At 66.4% G+C, this 20,902-nt stretch carries 27 protein-coding genes, 3 other RNA genes and 1 pseudogene; 3 read left to right on the forward strand and 28 right to left on the reverse strand.

The genetic code is table 11. From position 1 onward, the window contains the following. The 3 genes from IEZ17_RS42705 to IEZ17_RS23450 all read right to left on the reverse strand — a co-directional run. The coding region (locus IEZ17_RS42705; RefSeq protein WP_506005255.1) for a site-specific integrase at positions 1-703 on the reverse strand (703 nt) is incomplete at its 3' end. 40 nt (positions 704-743) lie between these two features. Next, the gene (locus IEZ17_RS23445; protein WP_038521543.1) at positions 744-926 is read right to left on the reverse strand and encodes a helix-turn-helix domain-containing protein; all 183 of its coding nucleotides are present in this window, start codon (positions 924-926) and stop codon (positions 744-746) included. 2,548 nt (positions 927-3,474) lie between these two features. Beyond that, entirely contained in the window at positions 3,475-3,759 is a 285-nt protein-coding gene (locus tag IEZ17_RS23450; RefSeq protein WP_189303289.1) for a hypothetical protein, read from the reverse strand. Positions 3,760-4,169: 410 nt separating this feature from the next. Here IEZ17_RS23450 and IEZ17_RS42710 point away from each other — a divergent pair, with 410 nt between their 5' ends. The 3 genes and pseudogenes from IEZ17_RS42710 to IEZ17_RS42720 all read left to right on the forward strand — a co-directional run bounded on the left by IEZ17_RS42710 (position 4,170) and on the right by IEZ17_RS42720 (position 5,811). Continuing rightward, positions 4,170-4,607, forward strand: a complete 438-nt coding sequence (locus tag IEZ17_RS42710) for a helix-turn-helix domain-containing protein (protein ID WP_229852592.1) — start codon at positions 4,170-4,172, stop codon at positions 4,605-4,607. 216 nt (positions 4,608-4,823) lie between these two features. Then, the gene (locus IEZ17_RS42715; protein ID WP_229852558.1) at positions 4,824-5,327 is read left to right on the forward strand and encodes an NsdA family TPR-like regulatory protein; all 504 of its coding nucleotides are present in this window, start codon (positions 4,824-4,826) and stop codon (positions 5,325-5,327) included. Between the two features lie 11 nt (positions 5,328-5,338). Then, a pseudogene (locus IEZ17_RS42720) lies at positions 5,339-5,811 on the forward strand (hypothetical protein). A 190-nt stretch (positions 5,812-6,001) separates the two neighbouring features. Here the strand turns inward: IEZ17_RS42720 and IEZ17_RS23460 are convergent. The 25 genes from IEZ17_RS23460 to IEZ17_RS23580 all read right to left on the reverse strand — a co-directional run bounded on the left by IEZ17_RS23460 (position 6,002) and on the right by IEZ17_RS23580 (position 20,352). Beyond that, positions 6,002-6,304 carry a transcriptional regulator gene (locus IEZ17_RS23460; RefSeq protein WP_189303291.1) on the reverse strand — a complete coding sequence of 101 codons (303 nt, stop codon included), beginning with the start codon at positions 6,302-6,304 and terminating at the stop codon, positions 6,002-6,004. After that, positions 6,301-6,771, reverse strand: coding sequence for a hypothetical protein (locus tag IEZ17_RS23465; protein WP_229852559.1), 471 nt, complete (start codon positions 6,769-6,771; stop codon positions 6,301-6,303). Before IEZ17_RS23465 ends, IEZ17_RS23460 begins: the two co-directional genes overlap by 4 nt. 1,145 nt (positions 6,772-7,916) lie before the next feature. Next, a complete protein-coding gene (locus tag IEZ17_RS23470) occupies positions 7,917-8,255 on the reverse strand; it encodes a hypothetical protein (RefSeq protein ID WP_189303293.1) in 339 nt (112 codons plus the stop codon). A 278-nt stretch (positions 8,256-8,533) separates the two neighbouring features. Next, a complete protein-coding gene (locus IEZ17_RS23475; protein ID WP_229852560.1) occupies positions 8,534-9,304 on the reverse strand; it encodes a DUF6551 family protein in 771 nt (256 codons plus the stop codon). A gap of 851 nt (positions 9,305-10,155) precedes the next feature. Then, a complete protein-coding gene (locus tag IEZ17_RS23480) occupies positions 10,156-11,415 on the reverse strand; it encodes a tyrosine-type recombinase/integrase (protein WP_189303297.1) in 1,260 nt (419 codons plus the stop codon). 38 nt (positions 11,416-11,453) lie between these two features. After that, positions 11,454-11,636 carry a helix-turn-helix domain-containing protein gene (locus tag IEZ17_RS23485; RefSeq protein ID WP_067120301.1) on the reverse strand — a complete coding sequence of 61 codons (183 nt, stop codon included), beginning with the start codon at positions 11,634-11,636 and terminating at the stop codon, positions 11,454-11,456. Then, positions 11,633-11,920 carry a hypothetical protein gene (locus tag IEZ17_RS23490; RefSeq protein ID WP_067120299.1) on the reverse strand — a complete coding sequence of 96 codons (288 nt, stop codon included), beginning with the start codon at positions 11,918-11,920 and terminating at the stop codon, positions 11,633-11,635. Before IEZ17_RS23490 ends, IEZ17_RS23485 begins: the two co-directional genes overlap by 4 nt. After that, positions 11,917-12,153, reverse strand: a complete 237-nt coding sequence (locus tag IEZ17_RS23495) for a hypothetical protein (RefSeq protein WP_067120297.1) — start codon at positions 12,151-12,153, stop codon at positions 11,917-11,919. The genes IEZ17_RS23490 and IEZ17_RS23495 overlap by 4 nt, the downstream gene beginning before the upstream one ends. A 17-nt stretch (positions 12,154-12,170) precedes the next feature. Further along, positions 12,171-12,596, reverse strand: a complete 426-nt coding sequence (locus tag IEZ17_RS23500; protein ID WP_067120295.1) for a hypothetical protein — start codon at positions 12,594-12,596, stop codon at positions 12,171-12,173. Continuing rightward, positions 12,593-12,781 (reverse strand): hypothetical protein, encoded by a 189-nt coding sequence (locus IEZ17_RS23505; RefSeq protein ID WP_067120293.1) that lies wholly within the window; start codon positions 12,779-12,781, stop codon positions 12,593-12,595. Before IEZ17_RS23505 ends, IEZ17_RS23500 begins: the two co-directional genes overlap by 4 nt. A 63-nt stretch (positions 12,782-12,844) precedes the next feature. Next, a complete protein-coding gene (locus IEZ17_RS23510; protein WP_189303299.1) occupies positions 12,845-13,405 on the reverse strand; it encodes a deoxynucleotide monophosphate kinase family protein in 561 nt (186 codons plus the stop codon). A 372-nt stretch (positions 13,406-13,777) separates the two neighbouring features. Further along, positions 13,778-16,021 carry a DNA cytosine methyltransferase gene (locus IEZ17_RS23515; RefSeq protein WP_189303301.1) on the reverse strand — a complete coding sequence of 748 codons (2,244 nt, stop codon included), beginning with the start codon at positions 16,019-16,021 and terminating at the stop codon, positions 13,778-13,780. After that, complete coding sequence (locus tag IEZ17_RS23520; RefSeq protein ID WP_189303303.1) at positions 16,021-16,194, reverse strand: hypothetical protein; 174 nt, start codon at positions 16,192-16,194, stop codon at positions 16,021-16,023. Before IEZ17_RS23520 ends, IEZ17_RS23515 begins: the two co-directional genes overlap by 1 nt. Then, positions 16,191-16,559: a hypothetical protein gene (locus IEZ17_RS23525; RefSeq protein ID WP_189303305.1), complete on the reverse strand. Its 369-nt coding sequence runs from the start codon at positions 16,557-16,559 to the stop codon at positions 16,191-16,193. Before IEZ17_RS23525 ends, IEZ17_RS23520 begins: the two co-directional genes overlap by 4 nt. A 21-nt stretch (positions 16,560-16,580) precedes the next feature. Further along, positions 16,581-16,648, reverse strand: an RNA gene (locus tag IEZ17_RS23530) — hammerhead ribozyme type II. Positions 16,649-16,706: 58 nt separating this feature from the next. Further along, a complete protein-coding gene (locus IEZ17_RS23535; RefSeq protein ID WP_067120285.1) occupies positions 16,707-16,943 on the reverse strand; it encodes a hypothetical protein in 237 nt (78 codons plus the stop codon). 113 nt (positions 16,944-17,056) lie between these two features. Further along, positions 17,057-17,476, reverse strand: a complete 420-nt coding sequence (locus tag IEZ17_RS23540; RefSeq protein WP_067120283.1) for a hypothetical protein — start codon at positions 17,474-17,476, stop codon at positions 17,057-17,059. Then, positions 17,473-17,715 (reverse strand): hypothetical protein, encoded by a 243-nt coding sequence (locus IEZ17_RS23545; protein WP_067120281.1) that lies wholly within the window; start codon positions 17,713-17,715, stop codon positions 17,473-17,475. Before IEZ17_RS23545 ends, IEZ17_RS23540 begins: the two co-directional genes overlap by 4 nt. Before the next feature lie 86 nt (positions 17,716-17,801). Next, complete coding sequence (locus IEZ17_RS23550; protein ID WP_067120279.1) at positions 17,802-18,530, reverse strand: DUF2786 domain-containing protein; 729 nt, start codon at positions 18,528-18,530, stop codon at positions 17,802-17,804. A 19-nt stretch (positions 18,531-18,549) separates the two neighbouring features. Further along, positions 18,550-18,612, reverse strand: an RNA gene (locus IEZ17_RS23555) — hammerhead ribozyme type II. A 5-nt stretch (positions 18,613-18,617) separates the two neighbouring features. Further along, complete coding sequence (locus IEZ17_RS23560) at positions 18,618-18,869, reverse strand: hypothetical protein (protein WP_067120277.1); 252 nt, start codon at positions 18,867-18,869, stop codon at positions 18,618-18,620. A gap of 74 nt (positions 18,870-18,943) precedes the next feature. Beyond that, positions 18,944-19,591 (reverse strand): hypothetical protein, encoded by a 648-nt coding sequence (locus IEZ17_RS23565; RefSeq protein WP_067120275.1) that lies wholly within the window; start codon positions 19,589-19,591, stop codon positions 18,944-18,946. 20 nt (positions 19,592-19,611) lie between these two features. Beyond that, an RNA gene (locus tag IEZ17_RS23570) (hammerhead ribozyme type II) lies at positions 19,612-19,697 on the reverse strand. Continuing rightward, complete coding sequence (locus IEZ17_RS23575) at positions 19,696-19,908, reverse strand: hypothetical protein (RefSeq protein WP_189303307.1); 213 nt, start codon at positions 19,906-19,908, stop codon at positions 19,696-19,698. Before IEZ17_RS23575 ends, IEZ17_RS23570 begins: the two co-directional genes overlap by 2 nt. 84 nt (positions 19,909-19,992) lie before the next feature. After that, complete coding sequence (locus IEZ17_RS23580; RefSeq protein ID WP_189303309.1) at positions 19,993-20,352, reverse strand: hypothetical protein; 360 nt, start codon at positions 20,350-20,352, stop codon at positions 19,993-19,995. Between the last annotated feature and the right edge of the window lie 550 nt (positions 20,353-20,902).

The following is a 20,902-nucleotide window of genomic DNA, read 5'->3' on the forward strand; positions in this document are numbered from 1 at the left end:
CAGAGACCAACAGTCCCAAGCCGCTTAACGAAACCGTCCACGCTGCGAGGGGATGGACAGTCTCGCTGATGCGCAGGCCCGCCCCGGCCTGCAGGTACACGGTCAGGCGGTACTGGGGTGAGATCTGCTTGGCGATGAGATCGACTTCGTACAGAGTGGGGATCTCGTCCTCGTCGACCGCGTGCGTCGCGCTGCGGGGCAGCTTGATCCCCTCAGTGGGGTCATCCGCCCGCCTCTTCTCCTTGATCGCGGTCTGGAAGAGGCTGGTGACCATCTTCATTCGATCGCACACGGTACTCGCGGCGAGCTTTTCACCCAGCGCCACGACGAAAACCTCGACGTCCCTGCGCTCCACACCCGCGATCGTCTTGCCACCCAGGCGGGGAAGCAGATGGATCCTGAGAAAGCTCTCATAGTTGCGGTATGTGGAGTCACTGATTACCTGGCACTCAAGCCACTCCGCGGCGTAGGCGCGCAGGCTAATCTCACCGCGCTTGGGGTCGAGGTAGAGACCCTCGTACTTATCGCGCTGCAGCCTGTCGGCGAAAGCTTCTGCTTGAGACTTCTTCTCGAAGCTCGGCTGCCGTTCAGCGCCGCCCGGTTCGCGATACCGGACCGTCCACGCGTGTCCGCACCGGGACTTTTCACAGGGGTAGTTCACGTTCCGCTTGTCGCTCTTGCACCTCTGATAAACGGTGGCCATCGAGCCTGACTCCTTGCTCGCTCGCTTCGGGCACTCGGTCTCACCCGTAGTGCTCCTCCAGGTAGTTCGCGATGTCGCGCTCGCGGAACCGCAGGAGACGGCCGACCTTCTGAGGTTTGATCCCCCAGGCGCGGTACTTGTTCCTGACGGTGACCTCACTGACCCTCAGCCACGCCGCGACCTCTTCCACGGTCAGCAGCCGGTTGCTTCCACCTCGCGTCATGCGCGCACCGCCCTGTGCGGATGCATGGTGATCTCCTCCGTGCTCGGGTCTCCAGGTGGTGCTACATGGCGTGGTGTCGGCCCGGCTGCCGCGCCGGGCGTGGACGATGGACGCTCCGTCTCGGCCATGTCGTCAAGCCCGCGATCTTGCACTATGAAGTTGGGCGGGAGTGGGGAGGCCGCCACTCGCCAGTTGATCGGCGGGAACCGCGGTCCGGACGCGTTCGACCGCCCACTCCCGCAGCACGGGCTCGGGAGCCGGTGGCAGGGTGCAACTCGCCAGGGACAGGGGGCAGATGGTTGTCGGTACGGGGTGGAGTTACGAGGCCGCGTAGCTGGCGAAGGGCAGGGCGGAACAGCGGGCATCGGCAGATGACGCCCGGAGAGCGGGACCGAATCCGTCTGGTGCTGACATTAAGTAATAGAGAAACCGACGAGCGAAATTGTCATCGCCACTGCGAATGTTCGACGCGCGAGGAGGCAGGAAAACGTGGCTGCCGTCCGCGGAAGAGCTATTCATGTGGTCGCGTTTCCCCAGTTCAGACGCATGGGAGCCACCAGCGAGCCACTGCCGAGTCACCTCTCCACTGGCTGAATTGAGGCAGCGCAGAATTTTCTTTGTTCGATCCCAAGTGGCGTAACTGCAGCTGCATTGCGGCTCGGAGATCAAGCCGCTTTGATCACGCTGCCGAACACCCGGGTTCCTGTCGCTCGCGCTCCCCCCTGGCAGTTCTGGTGATCCCTTGTTAGGCCGGCCCTGCCGTCTTCTCCGGCATTGGACGGCACACCCTGACCGGAGGGAAGCTGAGCTGGGTTCCTGCAGCCCACCACCCTTCGGTGGAGCGCCAGCACACCGCCCCCTCATGAACGCGTCGGGAAGGCTGCCGCCCACGGCCAGCGGATCGGTTGGTGCGACCGCCCCGACCGGGGCGGTCGGGGCGGTCGGGGCGGTCGGGGCGGTCGGGGCGGTCGGGGCGGTCGGGGCGGTCGGGGCGGTCGGGGCGGTCGGGGCGGTCGGGATGACCGAACTCACCGATCAGTCCCCGTGCAACCCTCACCCCGGCTATCAGCAGCCGCCCCCGCCGACCAGCAAACATCCGCCCCTCCCGCGCTCAGCCCCGTTACCCCGCACAGGCGCCCCGGCTTCCATCACGCCCGACGTTGCCGACGACGCGCCCCGCAGCCCGCACCCCGGCTGAACCGCCACCGCCCCGGGATCCGGGCGGCAGACGCCGACTATGGCCCGCTGCCGCCCCGCCCAGACCGCCCACCACCGGCCCAAAACCACCACACCGACCGCTCACCCCAGACCGAACGAACCCTGCTCCCCCGCCGACCGACCACACCGAACAGAACCCGACCAGCCGACCGACCGCCCCCAACCCCGCCGCCCACGTACCACCCACCTACCGCCTCAAGGACCGGCCCCCAACTCGCCCGCCACCAAACCTGGAACCAGCCCCCACACTGACCCACCGCAGAACGCCAAACACCACAACAGCGACGGCGCCGCAGCCGACGCCCCCCAACCGGCACGGGGCAAGAACGGGCGGCTTGCACCGGGAGCACTTCGGCAGATGGTCATCGACCACTTCCCGGCACGCCCCGGCGAGGCATTCACCGCCACCCCCATCAGCCGCGTCATCGAGAAGTCCTCCGGCGTCATCGCCAACGCTCTCATCAAAGTCGTCGCCACCGGAGTCGCCGAACAGGTCACCGACCAAGCCCCGCCCACCATGCGGAATACGCCCGCGCCCGGCTCCTCGTTGCTCCGGCGCGGAATGCGGCTTGTCATACCGTGGCGCAACGTCACCTCCCGCTACGCCGCGACTCGCCGCGCCTCCAGGTGTCCAGCACCGTTCAGTTCGCCAGCTGCAAACAGGAAGGGAACCTGGATGAAGTCGGGGCGTGGCGGCGGGTGCCGAAAGGTGCGTGAGGCCCGCAGGCGCCGGGGCCGTTACAGGTAGATCGGGATGCTTTGCTGCACCGATATACAGTCGCCCTCGCCCGCCGGTGGCTCGCAGGCCACCTGCCCAGCGGTTAAGGCCCGTTCGGGGTGTCGTATCCAAGCGCGTATACGGGAACGACGGGGGAAACGGCCCCCGAAACGACGGCGGAATCGCCAACTGGCCTTTCGACCCGCGACCGGGTCGCTCGCAGCGGGGTTGAGCTGCACTTTCACCCTATTCGGCGATTGAGGTCCGTGGTTCGAGCGAGAGGCGCTTGCGCTGCGGGCGGAGTGGCCGACCGGGCCGAGCTGACGGTCGAAACGGCGGCCCGATGCCGACGAACACGAGGGTGGCCACAGCGTGCAAGAGCTCGACCGCCCGGAGCGGGCAGCGCGACGGGGGTGAGGTTCGCTCACGGGTGGCTCCATCCCCCGCGGCGAGCCACCACCGTGACCTTGCCGGGGTCCTCAGGTGTCCAGTGCGCACCGCCGCCTCAGACAGGGCGGAGGATGAGCCGGCCGCTCAGGATGTCGGTCACGGCAGCGTTCTGCTCCCGGAGGAGATCGCGTACGAGGTCGCCGACTTCGGCTTCGGGTGTGGTCATCGCCGGTCGGCTCCCGTGGGGCCGAGAGGGGGCCAGGAATAGAAGACCTCGACACCCAGGGTCGCCAGTTCGGTGATCGCACGGGACCGCAGACGGGCGGTGCTCGGCCATCGCGCGATGACCGCGCCGATCCGGCCGCTGTCCGCCAGTTCCCGTACATGCAACCAGCCGTCGCGGTGGTGGGGATCCTGTTTGCCGTAGCGGTCGGTGATGGTGTCGGTGACGGTCAGCCCGTGTCGGGGAGCGAAGTCGCGCCCTTCTGCCTCGGCTCGCTCCGCCACCAGGGTTGGTCTGTGGGGGCCGCGCTCGACGCAAACGTACAGGGCCGCAGGCACAGCGGCGGGACGGCGGAGGGTGTCGGTTGTGGTCATGGATGCCTCACAGGGTGGGGCCGGGGCGGTACCTCATCCCCTTCCAAGGGCGGAGGATGGGACACCGAGTCCAGAACAAGGCCGGTGGCTGACCGAGTTGCTGCACTGACGGACAGTGAACGGTTACCGGTGGCTGTGGGACCATCACGCATGCGGCACGCGCATACGGTTACCCGCTGAGCGGGTACGAGTAGGCGCCCGAGGCCGCGCGGTCTCGTAGCGTGGGGGTGCCGGTGGACTGGCAGGCGGCCGCTGTCCGGGATGCGTCCCGGACCGGGGACTACGGCCGGGTTATCGAGCTGGCCCGGCAGGGCCAACGCATGTCGCAGACACAACTTGGCGAAGCGCTTGGGCTTTCGCAGTCCGCCGTCTCGCGGTTGGAGAAGCGTGGCACGGGCTCATACAGCACGGACGTCCTGGCAGCGGCCTCCGCCCACCTGGGGATCCCACGCCTGTTGTTAGGGCTCGCGGATGGTCGCCCGGGGCGGTCGAAGGGTGACGACGTGAACCGACGAAAGTTCCTCGGCGCGGTCGCGGCTACGGCAACGACCCCAGTACTGGCTGCGCCGCCCGATACCGCCGACGCGAACGGAGGCCAAGCCGCCGCGTTGCGGCAGTCCACCATGGCCTACCGCAGACTCGACGGTTCCACCCCTTCCCGCAGCTTGCCGACGCCGTCCACTCGCACCTGCGGCTCATCCAGAACATCACCCGGGACACCTCCGGCGACGCCGACCGCAACCGCCTCGCAGCCGTAGGCAGCGAGGCTACCGGCCTCGCCGGATGGTTGGCGTGGGACATGGGCGACAACGGGTCTGCCCGCACCTGGTACGGATCGGCTATCAAGGCCGCGCGGTCCTCCGGCGACCCGCTTCTCACTGCCTACCAGGTCGGTAGCCTCGCCCAGTTCGAGGCGTACGCCGGCAATGCCGTCCAGGCCCTCAACCTCACCCGCAGGGCACGGCGAGCACTCGGTGACCGCAGGCCGCCGGTCGCCGGTCGCCGACACCTGGCTGGCGTCCGTCGAAGCTCTCTCCCATGCGGCGGCCGGCAACCGGCACGAGGCAGACAAGGCGCTGACCGCGAGCCGCGTGGCGGCCCAAACCCTCCCACCCGAACCCACGCCATGGCCGTGGGTTTTCACGTTCAACGTGGAAAAGGTCGCCGCCTGCCGGGTCACCTGCGGAGCCCGGCTCGGCCTGCCCGCATGGGTACTCGCCGAGGACGTCACGGCCCTGGCCACCGGACACGCAAAGCAACGCGCGCTCCTGGTCCTCGACATTGCCGCCGGACACTTGGCCGCCGGCCGGGTCGAAGCGGCTTTCGCTCTCGCAGGACGGGCACTGGACACCGGCCTCCAATACCGTTCCGGCCGGATCATGGAACGGGCACGCACCGTGCGCCGCTCACTGACCACCGCCACCCCGCCCAAAGTGGTACGGGATTTCGACGAGCGCCTCCACGGCGTCTACCTCTAGGGAGATCAGCGATGCGCGTAGGAATCACCGGTCACCGCGGACTCGGCCCGGAAATTGAACAGCGAGTGCTGGCCATGCTGGACACGGCCTTGCACGCGTACAGTGCGGCGGAGCTCGTCGGGATCTCCTGCATCGCGGACGGCCCCGACGCCTGGTTCGCCGAGGCCGTGCTGAAGCACAGCGGACGCCTTGAAGTGGTCGTCCCGGCCACCGAGTACCGTGATGGCCTCCCGGAATGGCACCACGCCACCTATGACGAACTACTCCGCCGCGCCGCCGGCCTCCACGAAACCGGACTCACCACCTCCGACTCCGACGCGCACATGGCAGGATCGGAAATCCTCGTCGAGGCCTCTGACGAACTGCTGGCCGTGTGGGACGGCAAGCCGGCCCGCGGTACGGCGGAACCGCCGATGTGGTCGCCTACGCCGAGCGGACCGGTACACCGGTACAGGTCCTATGGCCGAAGGGCGCCACCCGCTGACCTCCCAAAACGGCTCGCATCGGCGGCTGCCCAACGGGCAGCGTGCAATATCTGCGCAGAGCAGTCCCCGCGGGCGCGCCTCCGCAGGCTCGGCGAGTGCCGGGGTGTTCGGAGGTGTACTACCGGCCCTCTGGGAAGAATTCACGGGAGCCGCTGCACTACTGAGGTATCCCAATCAAGGCGCCGAGCTTCACTGCTCCGCCTGCGCCATCTCGACAATGCGGCGAAGTTCGGCGATGTGCCCGGCCAGGGCCTGTCGCCCTTCGGGTGTGAGCGCGAGCCAGGTGCGCGGATGAGAGCTGCCACGAACCTTCGTGACGGAGACGTAGCTCGCCGCCTGCAAGACCTTGACGTGCTTGCTCAGCACCGAGTCGCTGACCATGAGCGCATCGCGGACCACGGAGAACTCCATGGCATCCACGGCGGCGAGCGTAGTGCAGATCCGCAACCGGTTCGGCGCGTGAATTACCTCGTCAAAAGCCGCGTCGGTCATCGTCCTGCCCGGATGTCGTGTCGCGCGACCGCGTCGACGCGGTACCCGACGACGATGGTGAGCACCCCGACCACCAGCCCGGCGCCGGCGATGGCCCAGTGCACCCCCGCGCCCCACTCCAGGCACATGCCGGCCACGACGACGAGCACGAAGGCCAGCGCGTAGATGCCGAAGAGCCTGGTGGCGCCGGGAGTTGCCGTATAGCGGTCGAAGGAGACCCCCGTCGCCCGCCGGACCGCCAGACCGAGGAGGACCACCACGCCGACGAGCAGCGGAACGGCCCACGTGGCCATACGCAGGCTCATCGAGAGGAACAACAGCGCGAGCGTGACCCCCATCCCCACGTGGTACCACCAGGGGCTGGCGACGTGTGCCGCCACCTGGGTCCGGGACGCGGCGACGGCGTCGAGGGCCTTGCGTGCGGAACTGGCGTCCACGCCATGGGAGTTGCGTGAAGTGTTTTCCATGATGGAAAACACTACAAGTCACTTTCCATCACGGCAAGTGACAGCGTCGGCGCGACACGAGCCGAATGACCACCCCGCAGCGGGCGGCTTGATGCAAGCTCGACGACCGAGGGGGCGCGTGGCGCATCGAGCGGACGTCCATTCGCGATCACTTGCGAACTGGCCTTGCTCTGCGGCTCTTCGAAGGTTCCCGCGGGACTATCCGCTACGTCGGTGAGTTCGCTGTCGACCCCGTGACGCCGTACAGGTATAGCCGTGCCCCAGAGACTGGAGGCGGCGCTATGCGGCAGGTCATTCGCTTCCACCTCGTGCCTGTGGGTGCTGACTCTCAGCCAGCTACCGTTCCGGTCGGTAGCGGCTATCGAGTGGCTGACGAATCAGTCGAGCCGGCAGCCGCGCAGCCCAGCACTCCGGACTCGGATCTCACGGGAAGAAACCTTAGGGCTCATCACCGGCTTCAGAACGACTTGGCAGCGGCCGCTTCTGCACAGGGTTTGACTGTCCTCTCACCCAGCGCCGCCGACCCGGACTTTGACCTTGCGTGGCGCCGCCAGGATGAGGAACTCGTTGTCTGCGAGGTCAAGTCGCTAACGCGGCTCAATGAGACGCGCCTGCTACGCGCCGGTATTGGACAGCTTCTCGACCACCACGACAGGCTTCGCGAACGGGCGGCTCGCGTGCGAGCAGTGCCGTGGGTGGAGCACGAGCCGGCTGACGCTCGATGGCTCCGACTGTGCGAGCGCGTTGGGATCGAACTGGCTTGGCCCGGCCGGGAGGATGACGTTCTGGGGTAGGTGCACAGTCATAGCCGATCTTCCTGGATCCGGGGCGTGTCCCAGCTGTCCGACTGTCCGGTTGAACCTGTGACCTGCGGAAACTAACCGGACAGCTTTAAGTATTGCCGTCCGGGCTGACCGGCTACAAACGGCTGCAACATCTGGGGGTGGTGTTACAGCCCGTCAGTGAAGTCAACCCTCCTCGGACGTAGCCCCAGAAGGCGACTCCCTACTCGCGGCCGACCCATCGCGTACCGAACCGCCGGTCAAATGGCGACAGAACGGAGGGGTCGTGACGGTCGGACACCCAGCAGCGGGGTGTGCCCTTGAGAGGGGCACGCCCCGTGACTGCTGGGCGGTCGTGGAGAACTACCGGGACGACGGCGAAGGGCTCGCAGTCGTCGGCACCGGGCGAGCTGCCGGTGCCCGGGCCGCATCCGCCGTTGAGCTGATGAGGAAGAGGGCGACTACGGCGGCGCCCGTAAAGACGAAGCCGAGGAATACAAGTCGCTGCTTCTGCATCGCTGCTACGCGACCTTTGGTGTCGCCTGCGATGATCTGGTACTTGGTCGTACGGTGCTCGAAGAACTTGCTGATCCAGTCCTTTGGCAGGTTCTTCACGACCCTGGCCAAAGCGAGCACCACGCATACGGCACCCATGGGGATGATGGCCCCCACGGGCGCGCCATCGAGAAGTTGGAAGAACACGGTTCGCTGACCCTTTTCATGAAGGTCGGCAAGACGAGAGCAACATCAAAGGTTTCCTCCGCCGCATGAGTGCGAGGGAGCTCGACGCCTGTGAGAGACGGACGCACGGGTCGCCACAGGGATGGCGGACCTGGGGAACGCCCGCTTCGCGCAGGGCGCTGCCCCCGGGATGACTCCACTGGGGATAAGCGGGTTCACCGGGAAGAGCAACGCGCTCAGGTCAAGCCGGTGTACTCTCGCCTCCCCTTGCGAGGGGAAGGCGCCGGCTCATCGTCGAGTTAGGCTTCGATGCGATTCTCGGCCTTGCGGCCCCTGTTCCAGGCGTTCGTGACGAGGCGGTACGCGGTGGCCACTCGGGACCCCGTGCCGCTGTTGTTGAATCCGCCGCGTGACGACTGGCTAAGGATCTCGGAGCGCCATTTGGCCGCTGTGCCCATGCCCGCGATCTTCTTGGCCAGGTCCTTGTCGTCGACAAGGTCGCCCCAACGGCCAAGGAACATGCCGATACCGCCCAGGAGCATGCCGTCCCAAGTCTCTGCGGCACGGCCCCACGCTTCCTCCGCGACCGTGAGCGTGCGGTCGAACACCGGCGAGCCGTAACGGTCCACGATCTGCAGTACACCGGACACGGCACCCACGCCGTTCGTGGACGTCGAGCCGAGAGTCAGCCCGTGCTTTTCCAGGATCCTGTCGGTGTCGACGAACAGAGGTACCCCACCGGTGAGCCCCACGTGGTACTCATCGATAGGGCGCGGCTTATGGGATTCCCTGTTCTTGATCAGGAAGAGAATCGCTTCCTGCGCCTGCGTCAGGCCGTGATGGATCTCAGCCATGATGGCAGGGACCCCCGCCAGCGCACATGCGCGCCATCGGTGCTGCCCGTCGACGATGTACAGGTCACCGTCAGAACGTTCCGACACGATCACGGAGCCAACGGCCTCGCGAACCATGTTGGTGGCGATGTTCTGCGCACGTCGCTCGTTGAGAGTCCGTTGCGCCTGAGGGTCGATGTTGAGGTCTTTGATCGCAACCTCAACCCCGTAGTCCACTCGGTGCTCAGGGAGTTCAAACGTGTACCGAGCCTTAGGCATAGTTGTGCCCTTCAGCGCTGCGTTAGGGGGATGTGTCGGCTAAGCCGGGATTTTGGGATACAGCGCAGCTGGCACTCCATCACACGCTGGCACATCAGCGCAAGTCGTCCTGATTCACAAGCAGTTCAGCATGGTCGCCCGCCGGCCGACTCGCCGGTGACACGCTCCTCTGACTGCGGGTGGGCAGACCCGGGCACTACCCCGCAGTGCCTCAGCCCTGGACTGCAATGGATACTTCTGATCGCGACTGTCCGGGGGTCCGGTTACGAACGGGCTACCCCCGGGATGTTGAGCGCTTGGCTGCAAGCTCAAGGCCAGCCGAGGCCATGCACCTGCACCCAAGCGCACGATGCCGTTCCCCCACCGCCAGCCCTACGGCGCCACGAGCCCCACTCCAGCCCGTCCGCGACATCCACAGGCAACGGGCATACGCAGTTCCGACCACCCCGCGCGTCCCGTCCGCCACGAAATCCGCAGCCGGGCACGTCCCGATCCGGCGGACAGACCGTCAACCACATCCAGCCTCGATCCAGCAACGGCACGGATGACCAGGGATGACGACAGGTGACGAGGCGTCAGGAAATCCAGCACGGATCCAGCGCGGGGCATGGCGACGGGGTCGACCCCGTATAGGACCGACCCCGTTTCACCTGCACATTTGCCAGATCGCTACGCCGATGCTAAGGCGCCCATCACACGTTGAACCGGAACGTCGAGCGCAGAGCTGTCACCTGCGGAAACGCACTCTATGAAGATCGCATCCAGCACAGATCCAGCACGGTCAGAACTTAACCAGCACATCCAGCACGTCAGGCCGCCGGACCGTATCCGGAGGACTCCTCCGGGGCCTCGCTCGGGACCTCGACGGGCACCGGCCCCATGGCCTTCTGCATGATGGCACGGCAACGATCCCACGCCTCGGGGACGAGGTGGCCGTAAATGTCGACGGTGGTCTTGATCGACTTGTGGCCGAGCCACCGGGAGACCTCGTGGATCGGGATGCCGGCCGCCAGCGCGGTCGAGGCGAAGAAATGGCGAAGCGAGTGCGGGTGGTACTTCGGCTTCCCCTCGGCGTCGACGAGCCCGGCCAGCCTGCACGCCTTCTTGAAGTGGTACGTGTAGGTATTGGCGGTGGGCATGACACCCTTCCCGCGCTCGCGGGGCGCGAAGTACACCTCGACCTGCCGCGCCTTGCCTGCCGCGTTCTGGAAGGTGAGCGGGATCGGTTCCCACTGCTCAACGTGGGCGTCGATCTCGTCGCAGACGAACGGCGCGGCTGGCACGTCGCGGTACTCGCCCTCTTCGCGGTGCTTGAGCGGCACGAGGCGGGTCTTGCAGTCCTCTCGATGGGCCTTCGAGCTGATCTGCCAGCGCACACGGATCACATCGTCGCGGAGACACCCGGTGTGGAAGGCGAGGGCCTCGCTGACCCGCAGCCCTGCCCCGGCCTGGAGCCAGACGGTCAGCTTGTACTGCGGAGACATGTGCTCGTGAAGGAGGCGGACCTCGGGGAGGGTGGGGATCTCGTCCTCGTCGACCGCATGGCTGCCGGGGGCGTTCTTCACCTCCCTGGTCGGGTCCTCCTGGATGATCTTCTCTTCCTTGGCGGACCAGAAGATGTGCTTCACCATCTTCATGCGGTCGTACACCGTGCTGGCGGCGAGCTCCTTGCTGATGGCCGCCTTGAAGTGCTCGATGTCCCGCTTCGCGACTCCGGCCATCGTCTTGCGGCCCAGCCGGGGTATCAGGTGCTTGTCGATGAAGCCGCGGTAGTTCGAGAACGTCGAGTCCCCGATCACGCGACGGCTGAGCCAGTCCTCCACGTAAGCCCGGACAGTGATCTTCCCTGCGTTGGGGTCGATGTACGTCCCGACGCTCTTATCGTTCTCGACCTTGCTGGCGAACTTGTCGGCCTCGGTCTTCTTGGTGAAGCTGGCTTCCCGCTGATCGCCGGTTCGGCCGCCGGGCTCCCTGTACCGGACGGTCCAGTCGTGGCCGCAGCGCACCCCTTCGCAGGGGTAGAGCGGGCTTCTCTTGTCGGTCTTGCACCTCTGAAAAACGGTAGCCATGGGCCCCTCTCTCTTGCCGGGGCATGGCAAAGCAGCCGTTACCCGTAGTTGTCGTCGAGGTACGCGACGATGTCGCGCTCACGGAATCGGAGGAGGCGGCCAACCTTTTGGGGCCGCAGTCCCCACGTCCGGTACTTGTTCTTCACGGTGGTCTCGCTGACCTTCAGCCACGCGGCCACCTCTTCCGGCGTTAGAAGCCGGTTACTGCCACCCCGGCTCAACGGGCGGGCCTCTCACCGCGCTGCGCGTCGGTGAGGGAATGCACGGTCTCCCACGCGAGGGCGGCCGACTTCAGCGCCCGCTTCTGGTCCGCCTTGAGCCTTCGGATGCGGGCCGGCACGAGTGCCGGATCGGCGACGCCGAGGAGCTTGGCCGCCTCTTCGAGGAGCTCCTTCGGGTCCTCTATCGGAGCGTGGGCGGGCTGGGAGTACACCCGGCACTCCTGGCCGGAGACTCCGAGGACCCAGCCCCAGCCGTTCTTGAGCGCCTTCTCGGTGTGGTTCAAGCGGCGGCTCCGTGGTACTCGCTGCGGGACTGGGAGGTCAGGTGGTACATGCCGAACTCGCACTCGTAGTAGCGGTTCTCGCAGTACAGGCCACGCCGAGATCCTCGGCGGTCCCCCGCCCGGTGACGCTTCGCCTGCGCCCTGCCGAGGGCCTTCTCGGCAACGCGCTCGTCCTCGAAGGCGCGTTTGGCGCCGCACTCGCATGTGCGGAAGTCGACGGCCTTGATGGTCATGCCTGACTCTCCTTGGTCTACTTGCGGAACTTGCTGCACGGGCAGGTCGGTATCTGGCAGGCGCCCCGTGCGGCGCTTGCTGCGGAGTGGGTGAACGGGGCGTGGCCGCACTGCTCGTCCTGGCAGTAGCCCTTCCACTTCTTGCCGTCGTGGTTGGCGAGCATCACGCCAGGCGAGTGGAGTCTCACGAGGCGGCCGGTCCCGCCGAACGCCATCTTCGAGGCGAAGGCGCGGGCCTCGGCTTCGTTGCCGAACGGCGCAAAGTTCAGCCCGCGGCTTCCGTCGTGCCACGTGTGGACGAGCGCAATCCAGTCGCGCATCTGGAGGATCTCCCCGACTTCCTTGATCAGCGCCTTGGCCATCTGGTCGGCGCTGTCGAAGCCGGGGTCTTCCAGGAGTGCCTTCACCGCGTCGATCTCCTCCTTGCGGGGGGTGATCCTCACGCGGCGCCGAGTCCCTTCACTGCGACGGGATAGGCGAAGAAGTCCGCCCTCACCGGATGCGCGAATCCTGGGACGAGGTAGGCAAACCCGCTCGTCTTCAGGCCGCTGTCACCCTCGGCGTCCTCGAACTCTGAGCCGTCCGGCAACTCGTCGAGCTCGGCTGGGCTGTTGATGGTGGTACTCACGAGGCTTCCCTCCCTTCCGCAGTCGAGATTACGCAATCAGGCCAGCAAGCGCAAGCATCGCAATCAGGTGGGTGTAATGGCCTCGACGCTCGCCCGGAACCCCTCCAGAGTGCCGGTGTTCAGGATCGTCACGTCGAAGTCGTAGTCGGCGAGGGCGTTCTCGCTGATGTGGTCGGAGTCCTCGATCAGGGCCTGACTGGGCCGCAGAATCTCGACTACCAGTCCCCCGCGCTTCCGGATGGCGTCGGCTTCGTTGGGGAACCGTACGTCGCTGATGACGGTGGGGTCGGTCCACGTTTCGTCATCACGGAACAGGGCGTTCACCCACACGTCCACGCCGAGCACCTGGCGGCCGGCCTCGGTGCCAAGCCGCTGGAGGTATCCCCGTACTTCCGGGAACTCTCGCTTCACGTAGTCCCATCCGTGGTGGTCTACCTCCCACGCAACGGTGGTCGTGCCCGCCTCGCTCTCGGGGTCTATCAGGACCGGGTTGACGGCGTACAGCATGTCCCTTACGGGGTCGGCGAACGCCCTGCGGAGCCAGCCGCGCTCGACGAGGAACGAGGCCGCGGTGTCCTTGCCGGAGCGTGCGGCGCCCGCGAAACCGATCAGCGGTGTGTCCATGGTGGTCAGCAGAGTCCTTTCATCCTTCGAGACTGTCGACGAGGCGGTAGAGGCCGGGCGCTCGGACGCGGCCTTCGCATACGTCGCAGTCGCAGTTGTGCAGGCAGGTTGGGCACGGGCTCTCGTCGCAATACGGGTCCGGGCCGTGCCAGTTGTGCGATGGGTCGGGGTCGGGGCAGTTCCAGGCGGCGCAGCTCCGGTCCTTGGACCAGGTGGGGTATCGAATGTGCTCGCGCTGGCCGAGGAGACCGTGCGCCAAGGGCTCGTCCGGGCATGGGAACGTCGAGCGCTGGGCGGAGGTTTCGTCGGTGAAGGCGGCCCGGCAGCGTAGGCATTGAAGCCGCTGCTCGGGCCGTCTCCGGAGGTGGTGCTTCACGTTGCGGTGGCCAGTTCGCGCGCAGGGGCGCCGAGCCGTTCCGCCGTCTCGTGGGGCCACAGCGTGACCGAGTTCGAGCGGGTGGGGGCGCTGCCGGGCTCGTCGATGTAGAGGCGCCACTTGGTCACGCGCCGCCCCCAGTCCTGCACAGGGACCTGCTTCGGTTCGACCAGGAGTACGCCGACCCTGGTCACAGTGCGACCCATGGTGTTGTTGCCCGTGGCCCGTACCTCCTCCCCGGCCCGGAGTTCGGCGATCGGCACTTCCCCGCTTTCGGGTTCCGACTTGAGCTCCACGACGTCCCCAAGGGTGTCCTCGGGTGCGTCCTCCGGGGGTGCGGCCGGGCGCTGTGCGGCGGCGATCTCCTCCAGGTCGCCAAGCAGGCCCAGGCGGTGGCGTATGCCCTCGATCGTCTGCTCCAGCTCCTCAGCTTCCGCGATCTTCGCCTCCAGGCCGCGGCGGGTTTCGAACGTGCGGGATCGGTGGCGAGCCCTGGCATACGCGGTTGCCTGGTCGTGTACGAGTAGCTCGTCAGCGAAGTGTGTTTCGAGGACGGCCCGGAGGCCGGCACGGGTTCGTGCGGTCCCTGCATCGGACAGCTCCGAACGACGGTGCTCACCGGTCCTTCGCCAGAAGTCGAAGCGCTGGGCGTCGCTGGGCTCCGCGATGTGGAACAGTTGCGTGTCGTCCAACTCGACACCGTTCACGGTGAACTCGGCGTGGGTCTCGCTGTACCGGTTCGAGCTCATCATTACCGCGACCTGGCTGGGCAACACCTCGAAGTCGTCCGTCCGGAACTGGGGCTGGACGTGCACCAGGCCCTTCATGCGTGGGCCGGTGACCTCGTAGGAGATGGTCCAGTCCCTCTTGTCCTTCGGTACCGTGTCGCTCGCCACGCGGCGGACGGTGACCTTCCCGTACTCGCTCTCTACCTCGGTGGTGTTCGTGCTGTCCATGTGACTCTCCTTCGGTGATGCGTCGGCCGGATGGCCGTAGATCTTGCTGAGATGGATGCGGAGCTTGTGCTCCCACGGCTCCATGAGGAGTGAGCCGATGACGACGCAGCCCATGGGCGGGGCGACGACATCGCCAATCTGCTGCGTGCAGGACGAGCGGGAGCCGGTCCAGGGGTAGCCGGGCGCGAAGCCGACCAGGAGCGCTGCCTCGTCGAGGCTGAACTTGCGGTCCTTGTCGCGTTCCCAGTACCAACCGCGGATTTTGCTGGTGATGCCGGTCGCGGGTTTGTCCGCGCTCCAGCAGTTGCCGCCCGCCGTCTTGCGAACGCCTCGCGTGTTGACGCGGATGCCTGCGGGCCAACCGAGGGCCTCGGCGGCTGTGGTGGTCGGCAAGGGTTCCTGGGGGATCAGGGCGGCCATGTCGACGTAGGAGTGCCGGGCGGCCATGAGGAAGACGCGCTTGCGTCGGGACGCGAGTCCGTAGTCCACGGCATCCAGCACGCGGTACTCGGCACTGCACCAGTCCGCCGACCAGAGCTCTTCGCGTATCCCGTCGAGGATGGTCTCCGGCAGGGCCGAGCTCTGCTCCATGGCCAGCCAGCGGAGGTTGTCCCACTGTGCGGTGAGGGTGAGCGACCAGATCAGCACCTCGGCGAGCAGGCCGATCCGTTCGTCGGTCATCTCGGCTATCGGGGCCCGTACCTCGTCCAGGGTGAGCAGGGGCCCAGTGAATCCGGAGTATCCGTCCCACTCAGGGTCGTCGCAGACCAGGCAATCGCCCTCCCACTCGCAGGGGCGGGATTCATGCCAGTGCCCGAAGGTCGCCTCGAAGGCAGCGGTGAACACGTCCAGGAGAAGTTCCTGGTTGCGCGGGTCCTGCCCAGCCCTCTTCCCGGCCGGGGTCCAACACTGGCAGGGAGCCGAGACGAGCAGCCCGCGCACCCAGCGGAGGGCCGGATGCTTCGGGTCGAGAGTCCGAACGTCCGCGACGATGCGTTTGAACCCCGCTGCGCGAGCGGTGGCCGACGCGTCCTTGTGTACTTCGACGCCAACAACGTCGAGGTCGTGTTGGAGCACGTCGCGCACTCCGGCATCCCAACCACCGGGCCCCGCAAAGAGGTTGACCACTCGGTCGGGGTCGCCAGGCTGAGGAGCGAAGAGCCAGTGCACCGGCCAGGGCGCCGCGACCTCCTCCAACTCGTTGGGCGACAGGTTGTCGAGGTCCAGTTCCTCGGGGGTTCCGAGTGCCCCGGCCGTGTCGAGGGTGAACGGAGCGGTGAGCATCACTCGCCCTCGTCTTCGAACAGGCAGTAATAGCCGAAGCAGTCACAGAACATGAACTCGCCCCAGAGTCCGCCGTATCCGCACAGGTTGCAGACGGCCCACTCTCGAACGGTGAGGCGGATCGACAGGGATATGCGGCAGCGGGGGCAGCCCAGATGGCTGGGGCCGTTCATGCGGCATCGCCCATCAGTCCGTACCGAGCGCGGTCGCGGGCGGGCATAGCGGTAGGCGGGTACCAGTCGAGGGGTTCGTGCTGGTTCCTGAGTTCCTGGACGGCAAGGTGATCCGCGGCTTCCGGCCGGCCCGCGAGCTGGGCGTGCTGGAGCACCTCGTCAAGAAGGGCGTTCGGGTCGACGTCTTCGGGGTTGTGGGCCCACTTCATCTCGTGCGAGAAGTGGATGGTCGGTTGTGCCTGCCGCATGTGGGCGGCGGCTCGACCACCGCCCCAGGTGACGACCACATGGAAGGTGTCGTTGGCGAAGAACCTGGCGCCCGAGGCATTGAAGCCTACGGCGCCATGGGTAGAGCGTGAGCGCATCGTACGTATCCTTGAAGGCGATGCTGGCTGGCATCATCAGGCGAAGCGCACCACCGCTTCGCGACCCGCCTCACCAGCGGGTTTCGCCGGGCGCCCGTCCCTCGCCACTTCCGATGGCAAGGGGCGGGCGTCTTGGTTCACGGGAGATCAGGCGTCGGTGCCGTACACGTCGGTCACATCACGGGCGACGTCGTGGGCGTCGTCGGTGTCGAGGTCGTCAATCCACTGGTCCTCGTTCTCATCGAGCCAGTCCTGAAGGGCCTCGTCGTCATCGGCGATGTCGGCGGGAACCGTGACGGTGGACTCCACGTCGGTGACCGTGGTCTCGGTGACCTCGAAGCGGATGGTCAGGGTGACGGTCTCGGGCTCGGTTACGGTCGTCACTTCTTCTCCAATCGGATGCGTGCACGGCAGGGGGTGCAGGTCAGGTCTTCGTCGAGGAGCTCGGGCACAAGCCCGCACTCGAAGCACGGTTCGGTGTTGCGGTCGGTCATGAACTAGTCCTTCAGCGCACGGTCGAGAACCGGCCAGTACCAGGGGCATTCGTCCTCGGACCAGAGGCGATCTGCTGCGACGCGGCGCCGGGCCTGGGTGGCGCAGTTAGCGCACATGAACTGATCTCCGAGGACGTGAGTCGTCCAGGGGCCGCGCCCGCGCACCTTCGGCGGGCAGGTCTCGCAGGGGCCGCCACCGCGGATGTGCTGGTACGAGAGGACGGTGTTCCCGGTGTGCGGGGAGGTCGTCCAGACGGCCGCGTGCCCGCTTTCCTCGGCCTGGTCGTGAGCGAGCCGAAAGGCGTCGCGGTACCCGTAGTCGAGGAAGGTCCCCTCGGCCTTCTCCATGCGGTCGTGGCAGTAGAGACCGTGACTCAGGGCATCCGAGTCGGGGCACACGTACACGTCGTATCGCCAGGTCACTTGGCGTCCTCCTTGGTGGATTCCTGGAGGGCGTCGAGGATCTCGGCCATGGCCGGGCTCGGCTGCTCCTCTTCGGGAAGCAGCTCGGCGGGGAGGCTGATCAGGAGCCTGTGCGTTTCCTGGGCAAGGGCAACCAGGGTGTACCACTCGGCGGTGCCGGGGTCGAAGTCCTCGCGCCACGCGGTGACTTCGCGGCACATCTTCAGGACGGTGCGGATTGAATCCTTGGTGCTGTCCATGTCGGTCTTTCAAGCTCGGGGAGGTGTCTTCAGGGGGCCGCCCCCGTCCGTACAGAAGGGAGCAGGGGCGGCCGATGGGTGAGGGGTCAGACGCTCAGTGCACGGCGGCGTTGACCGACACGGGTCTGTCCGAGGTCGGCGCGGCGGCCTGCTTCCTGCCCGGCCTTGAGGCCGGTTCCGCGTCGCCTGGTACCCCCGCCCTTCCGGCTGTCGGGGTAGGCGGCGTTGAAGCGCGCCATGGTCACGGCCTTGCGGTCGGCGACGACCAGTTCGGCGGAGCGTCCCGAAGCCGATGCTGGAGCTTCCTGCCGTGCGCGGGCCTCGATCTCCTGAAGTCGCTTGTGGACGGTCAGGATGAATCCGGCCACCCACGACTTCCGGTAGGTAATCGTGCTCTCGCCAGGGGCGGGGCGGCCCTGGCGCATGCCGTTGAACATCTGGAGGAGTAGCGAGGTAAACAGCAACTCCACACGGTCAAGGTCGGACTCGTAGCCGAAGAGGTGAACCTCCGCCTTCCCCCGGCTCTTGTCCTTCGTGATGCCGTGGCAGTTCAGCACATCGGCGATGTAACCGAGCAGGTATATCCGGTCGTTGGCGTAGTTCCCCTCGACGACGATCACGCGGTCACCGGGACGGTCCAAGGCCGGGTCGGAATCGGCGAGCATGGCCCGCTCAATTCCATACTTCGCCATCAGCTCAGCGGCCTTCGCGAAGTACGCCTTGGCCTCTTCGGCGGAGGCGGCGGTGTCTTCGGCCTTGGCCAGAAGTGCGCGAATCCTCGCGAGCATCGGGTTCGACTGCTCGTTGTCGTTCATGTCTACCTCGTAAATCTTGATGCGGCTGGCATCGTCAGGAAGCGGGCACCACCCCGCCCCGACCCCCGAAGGGGTTTCGCCTTTGCATCAGGTGGCGCTTATGAGGTCCCAACCGGTCAGCAGGTGCTTGATGAAGAGGTCGTTGAACTTCGCCTCCGCTGCTGCCTTGCGGGTTTCGTGGTCGTCGTCCTCGAAGGTGAAGGCCGTCTCCATGAAGGGCTCATCGACTCCGGGCAGGAAAAGCCCGGCCACCACCACATCGTCGAATCGGAGAACCAAGCCGAGCGCACCGGTCGCCAGACTAGAAAAGGCGGCCATCTCGTCGGGGTGCAGCATCATTTCTCGCTTTCGAGCAGGTTGAAGCCGCCCCTCCCCAAGGGGGAGTAATTGAGAAGGGGCGGCAGAACGGGGGATTAAGCGCGAGCCAGGTCGCGGTTGGAAGTGACCTCCTGAACGGAGATCCCGTGCTCGTGGATGACTCCACAGTCGTCCTCGCCGCACTCGCACTCCTGGCGGAGAGTCGTGGCGTGCATGTCGGCGCAGCCCTGGGCGTACTGCCAGGCGGACCACAGGCTTGTGAAGATCGATTCGGCGTCGCGCTCGTATCCTTCGGACTGCGTCACGACGACGCGCTCCGGCCCTTCGGCCTTGACCTCCCACAGCCCCACGAGGTCACCGGTTTCGCGCCACACACGCACCTCGTGCGCAGGCTCGCATTCACCCTCGAAGGTGCACCCGGACCCGTCGCAGTAATTCGTGAAGCAGTGCCATGTCACGGCCGGATCGCAGGTGTCCGGGTTTTCTCGACACTCGCGGCACTGACGGCGATCAATGACCTGGATGCCGCAACAGTCGCAATCGTGGTATCCGCGAACGATCTCCTCGGACTGGTCCTCAATCAGGTACCAACCCTCGGGGACGTATTCCTCGGCGTCGTCGGGTTCATCCGACAGGTAGAGCCAAACGTCGTCAGTCTGGGTTCCGGTAGTCCGGTCCCCCTTCCCGATGACCAAGTACAGGCAGTACGCGGCCTCACTCGGGTTTACGACTTGGGCACTCATGTGACCCCTGTTCATGCTTGATGCGGCTGGCATCGTCAGCAGCCGGGCACCACCCCGGCCGGACGCCCTGCCCACCGCTGGCGTGCGGGGACAAGGCGTTTCGCCTAGCTGGCCAGTTGCCAGACGTCCGCGAAGGCCCTGGACTTCTGGCCCGAGCACATCGGGCACCAGCGGCTGAATTCGCCGCGCTTCGGCGCCGGTTCGGTGACCGTCATTCCGGCACCACACCGCGCCACGGCGGACGTTCCGAGCTGGCCTCGCTTCACGTGCAGCAGTCGGGAGTAGCCCCCGGTGCGGAAACCGACCTCGATCGGCATGGGTCCTCGCTTCGACTCGGCGGGCAGCCGCTCACACTTCCGATGAGAGCGACTGCCACTTTGCTAAGTTCTCGCAATCGGCCATCAAGAAGCGCGCAGCACCTCGTACTTGCGCCGCCACTCCTCGGCCTGAGCCTTGTAGTGGTTGCGGTACGCAGTCATCTGCGCCAGCTCGCGCTTCAGATCGTCGATGACGTCCTGACGAGCGGTCGCCACGAGGGCAGCAAGCTCACGCTGGTCAGCCATGGCGAACACCATGCGGATCAGCTCGATCTCACCCTCCTCGGCCTCAGCGACCTCACGCTTCAGCGCATCCAGCTCACGAGCCACCTCGAAGAGTCGGTTCGACAGGTTGGCGTTCTGCTCCCAGAGGTCCGGGTTCGTCAGAACGTCGACCTTCTTCGCGAGGCTGACACCCTGAGCCTTGAACGTGGTGGCGGACATGTATCCCCATTTCAGATAGGGGTCGGCCCTCGGCCGGCCCCGACATACACCCCACCTCTTGATGGAGTGCTGCCACCCAAGCGCCACACCCTCTCGCTTGGGTCGCAGCACCCCACCGGACCGGAGCCCGGCGGGTGCATTCACGTTCGACAATGTGTCAGGCGCAGTCACGCCGTCGCTTCTCTTCGATCAGCACAGCCAGGCATCCCGCCCCAATGGGCATTCCAGGACGCCGACCGCCCGCCCCACATGGGCATCTCAGGCGGCTCGATGGCTGCGAACTATTCGCGTTCACTGTTGAGTTCTCAAGGATCGGGCGGTGCCTTTCTGTACCAACCCCTCTCGGGGTGGCCTCGGTCCGGCCGCCCCTGGCCAGTCGCCCAGCCAGGCCCGAGTTCAGCGCACTCGGAGCGCTCGGGCACTGCGGTCTTCGCTTCTCGCGCTGACCTTGCCGTACTCCCTGCAACAGCTCGCTTTGCAGAGCGGCCCCCCGCTCCCTCGGGGGTGGGGCACCCGATGCCCGGATGCTGGCGTGATGGTCATTTCCGCC

The sequence above is a fragment of the Streptomyces albospinus genome, from assembly GCF_014648695.1.
Lineage (GTDB): Bacteria > Actinomycetota > Actinomycetes > Streptomycetales > Streptomycetaceae > Streptomyces > Streptomyces albospinus.

Coding starts and splice junctions, on each gene's coding strand:
- IEZ17_RS23575 (WP_189303307.1), bottom strand. CDS start 19,908: ATGCCGATCGAGGTCGGTTTCCGCACCGGGGGCTACTCCCGACTGCTG.
- IEZ17_RS23525 (WP_189303305.1), bottom strand. CDS start 16,559: ATGCGCTCACGCTCTACCCATGGCGCCGTAGGCTTCAATGCCTCGGGC.
- IEZ17_RS23480 (WP_189303297.1), bottom strand. CDS start 11,415: ATGGCTACCGTTTTTCAGAGGTGCAAGACCGACAAGAGAAGCCCGCTC.
- IEZ17_RS23520 (WP_189303303.1), bottom strand. CDS start 16,194: ATGAACGGCCCCAGCCATCTGGGCTGCCCCCGCTGCCGCATATCCCTG.
- IEZ17_RS23510 (WP_189303299.1), bottom strand. CDS start 13,405: ATGGACACACCGCTGATCGGTTTCGCGGGCGCCGCACGCTCCGGCAAG.
- IEZ17_RS23465 (WP_229852559.1), bottom strand. CDS start 6,771: ATGGAAAACACTTCACGCAACTCCCATGGCGTGGACGCCAGTTCCGCA.
- IEZ17_RS23445 (WP_038521543.1), bottom strand. CDS start 926: ATGACGCGAGGTGGAAGCAACCGGCTGCTGACCGTGGAAGAGGTCGCG.
- IEZ17_RS23580 (WP_189303309.1), bottom strand. CDS start 20,352: ATGTCCGCCACCACGTTCAAGGCTCAGGGTGTCAGCCTCGCGAAGAAG.
- IEZ17_RS23565 (WP_067120275.1), bottom strand. CDS start 19,591: ATGAGTGCCCAAGTCGTAAACCCGAGTGAGGCCGCGTACTGCCTGTAC.
- IEZ17_RS23515 (WP_189303301.1), bottom strand. CDS start 16,021: ATGCTCACCGCTCCGTTCACCCTCGACACGGCCGGGGCACTCGGAACC.
- IEZ17_RS23460 (WP_189303291.1), bottom strand. CDS start 6,304: ATGACCGACGCGGCTTTTGACGAGGTAATTCACGCGCCGAACCGGTTG.
- IEZ17_RS42710 (WP_229852592.1), top strand. CDS start 4,170: ATGTCGCAGACACAACTTGGCGAAGCGCTTGGGCTTTCGCAGTCCGCC.
- IEZ17_RS23560 (WP_067120277.1), bottom strand. CDS start 18,869: ATGATGCTGCACCCCGACGAGATGGCCGCCTTTTCTAGTCTGGCGACC.
- IEZ17_RS23545 (WP_067120281.1), bottom strand. CDS start 17,715: ATGGACAGCACCAAGGATTCAATCCGCACCGTCCTGAAGATGTGCCGC.
- IEZ17_RS23550 (WP_067120279.1), bottom strand. CDS start 18,530: ATGAACGACAACGAGCAGTCGAACCCGATGCTCGCGAGGATTCGCGCA.
- IEZ17_RS23495 (WP_067120297.1), bottom strand. CDS start 12,153: ATGACCATCAAGGCCGTCGACTTCCGCACATGCGAGTGCGGCGCCAAA.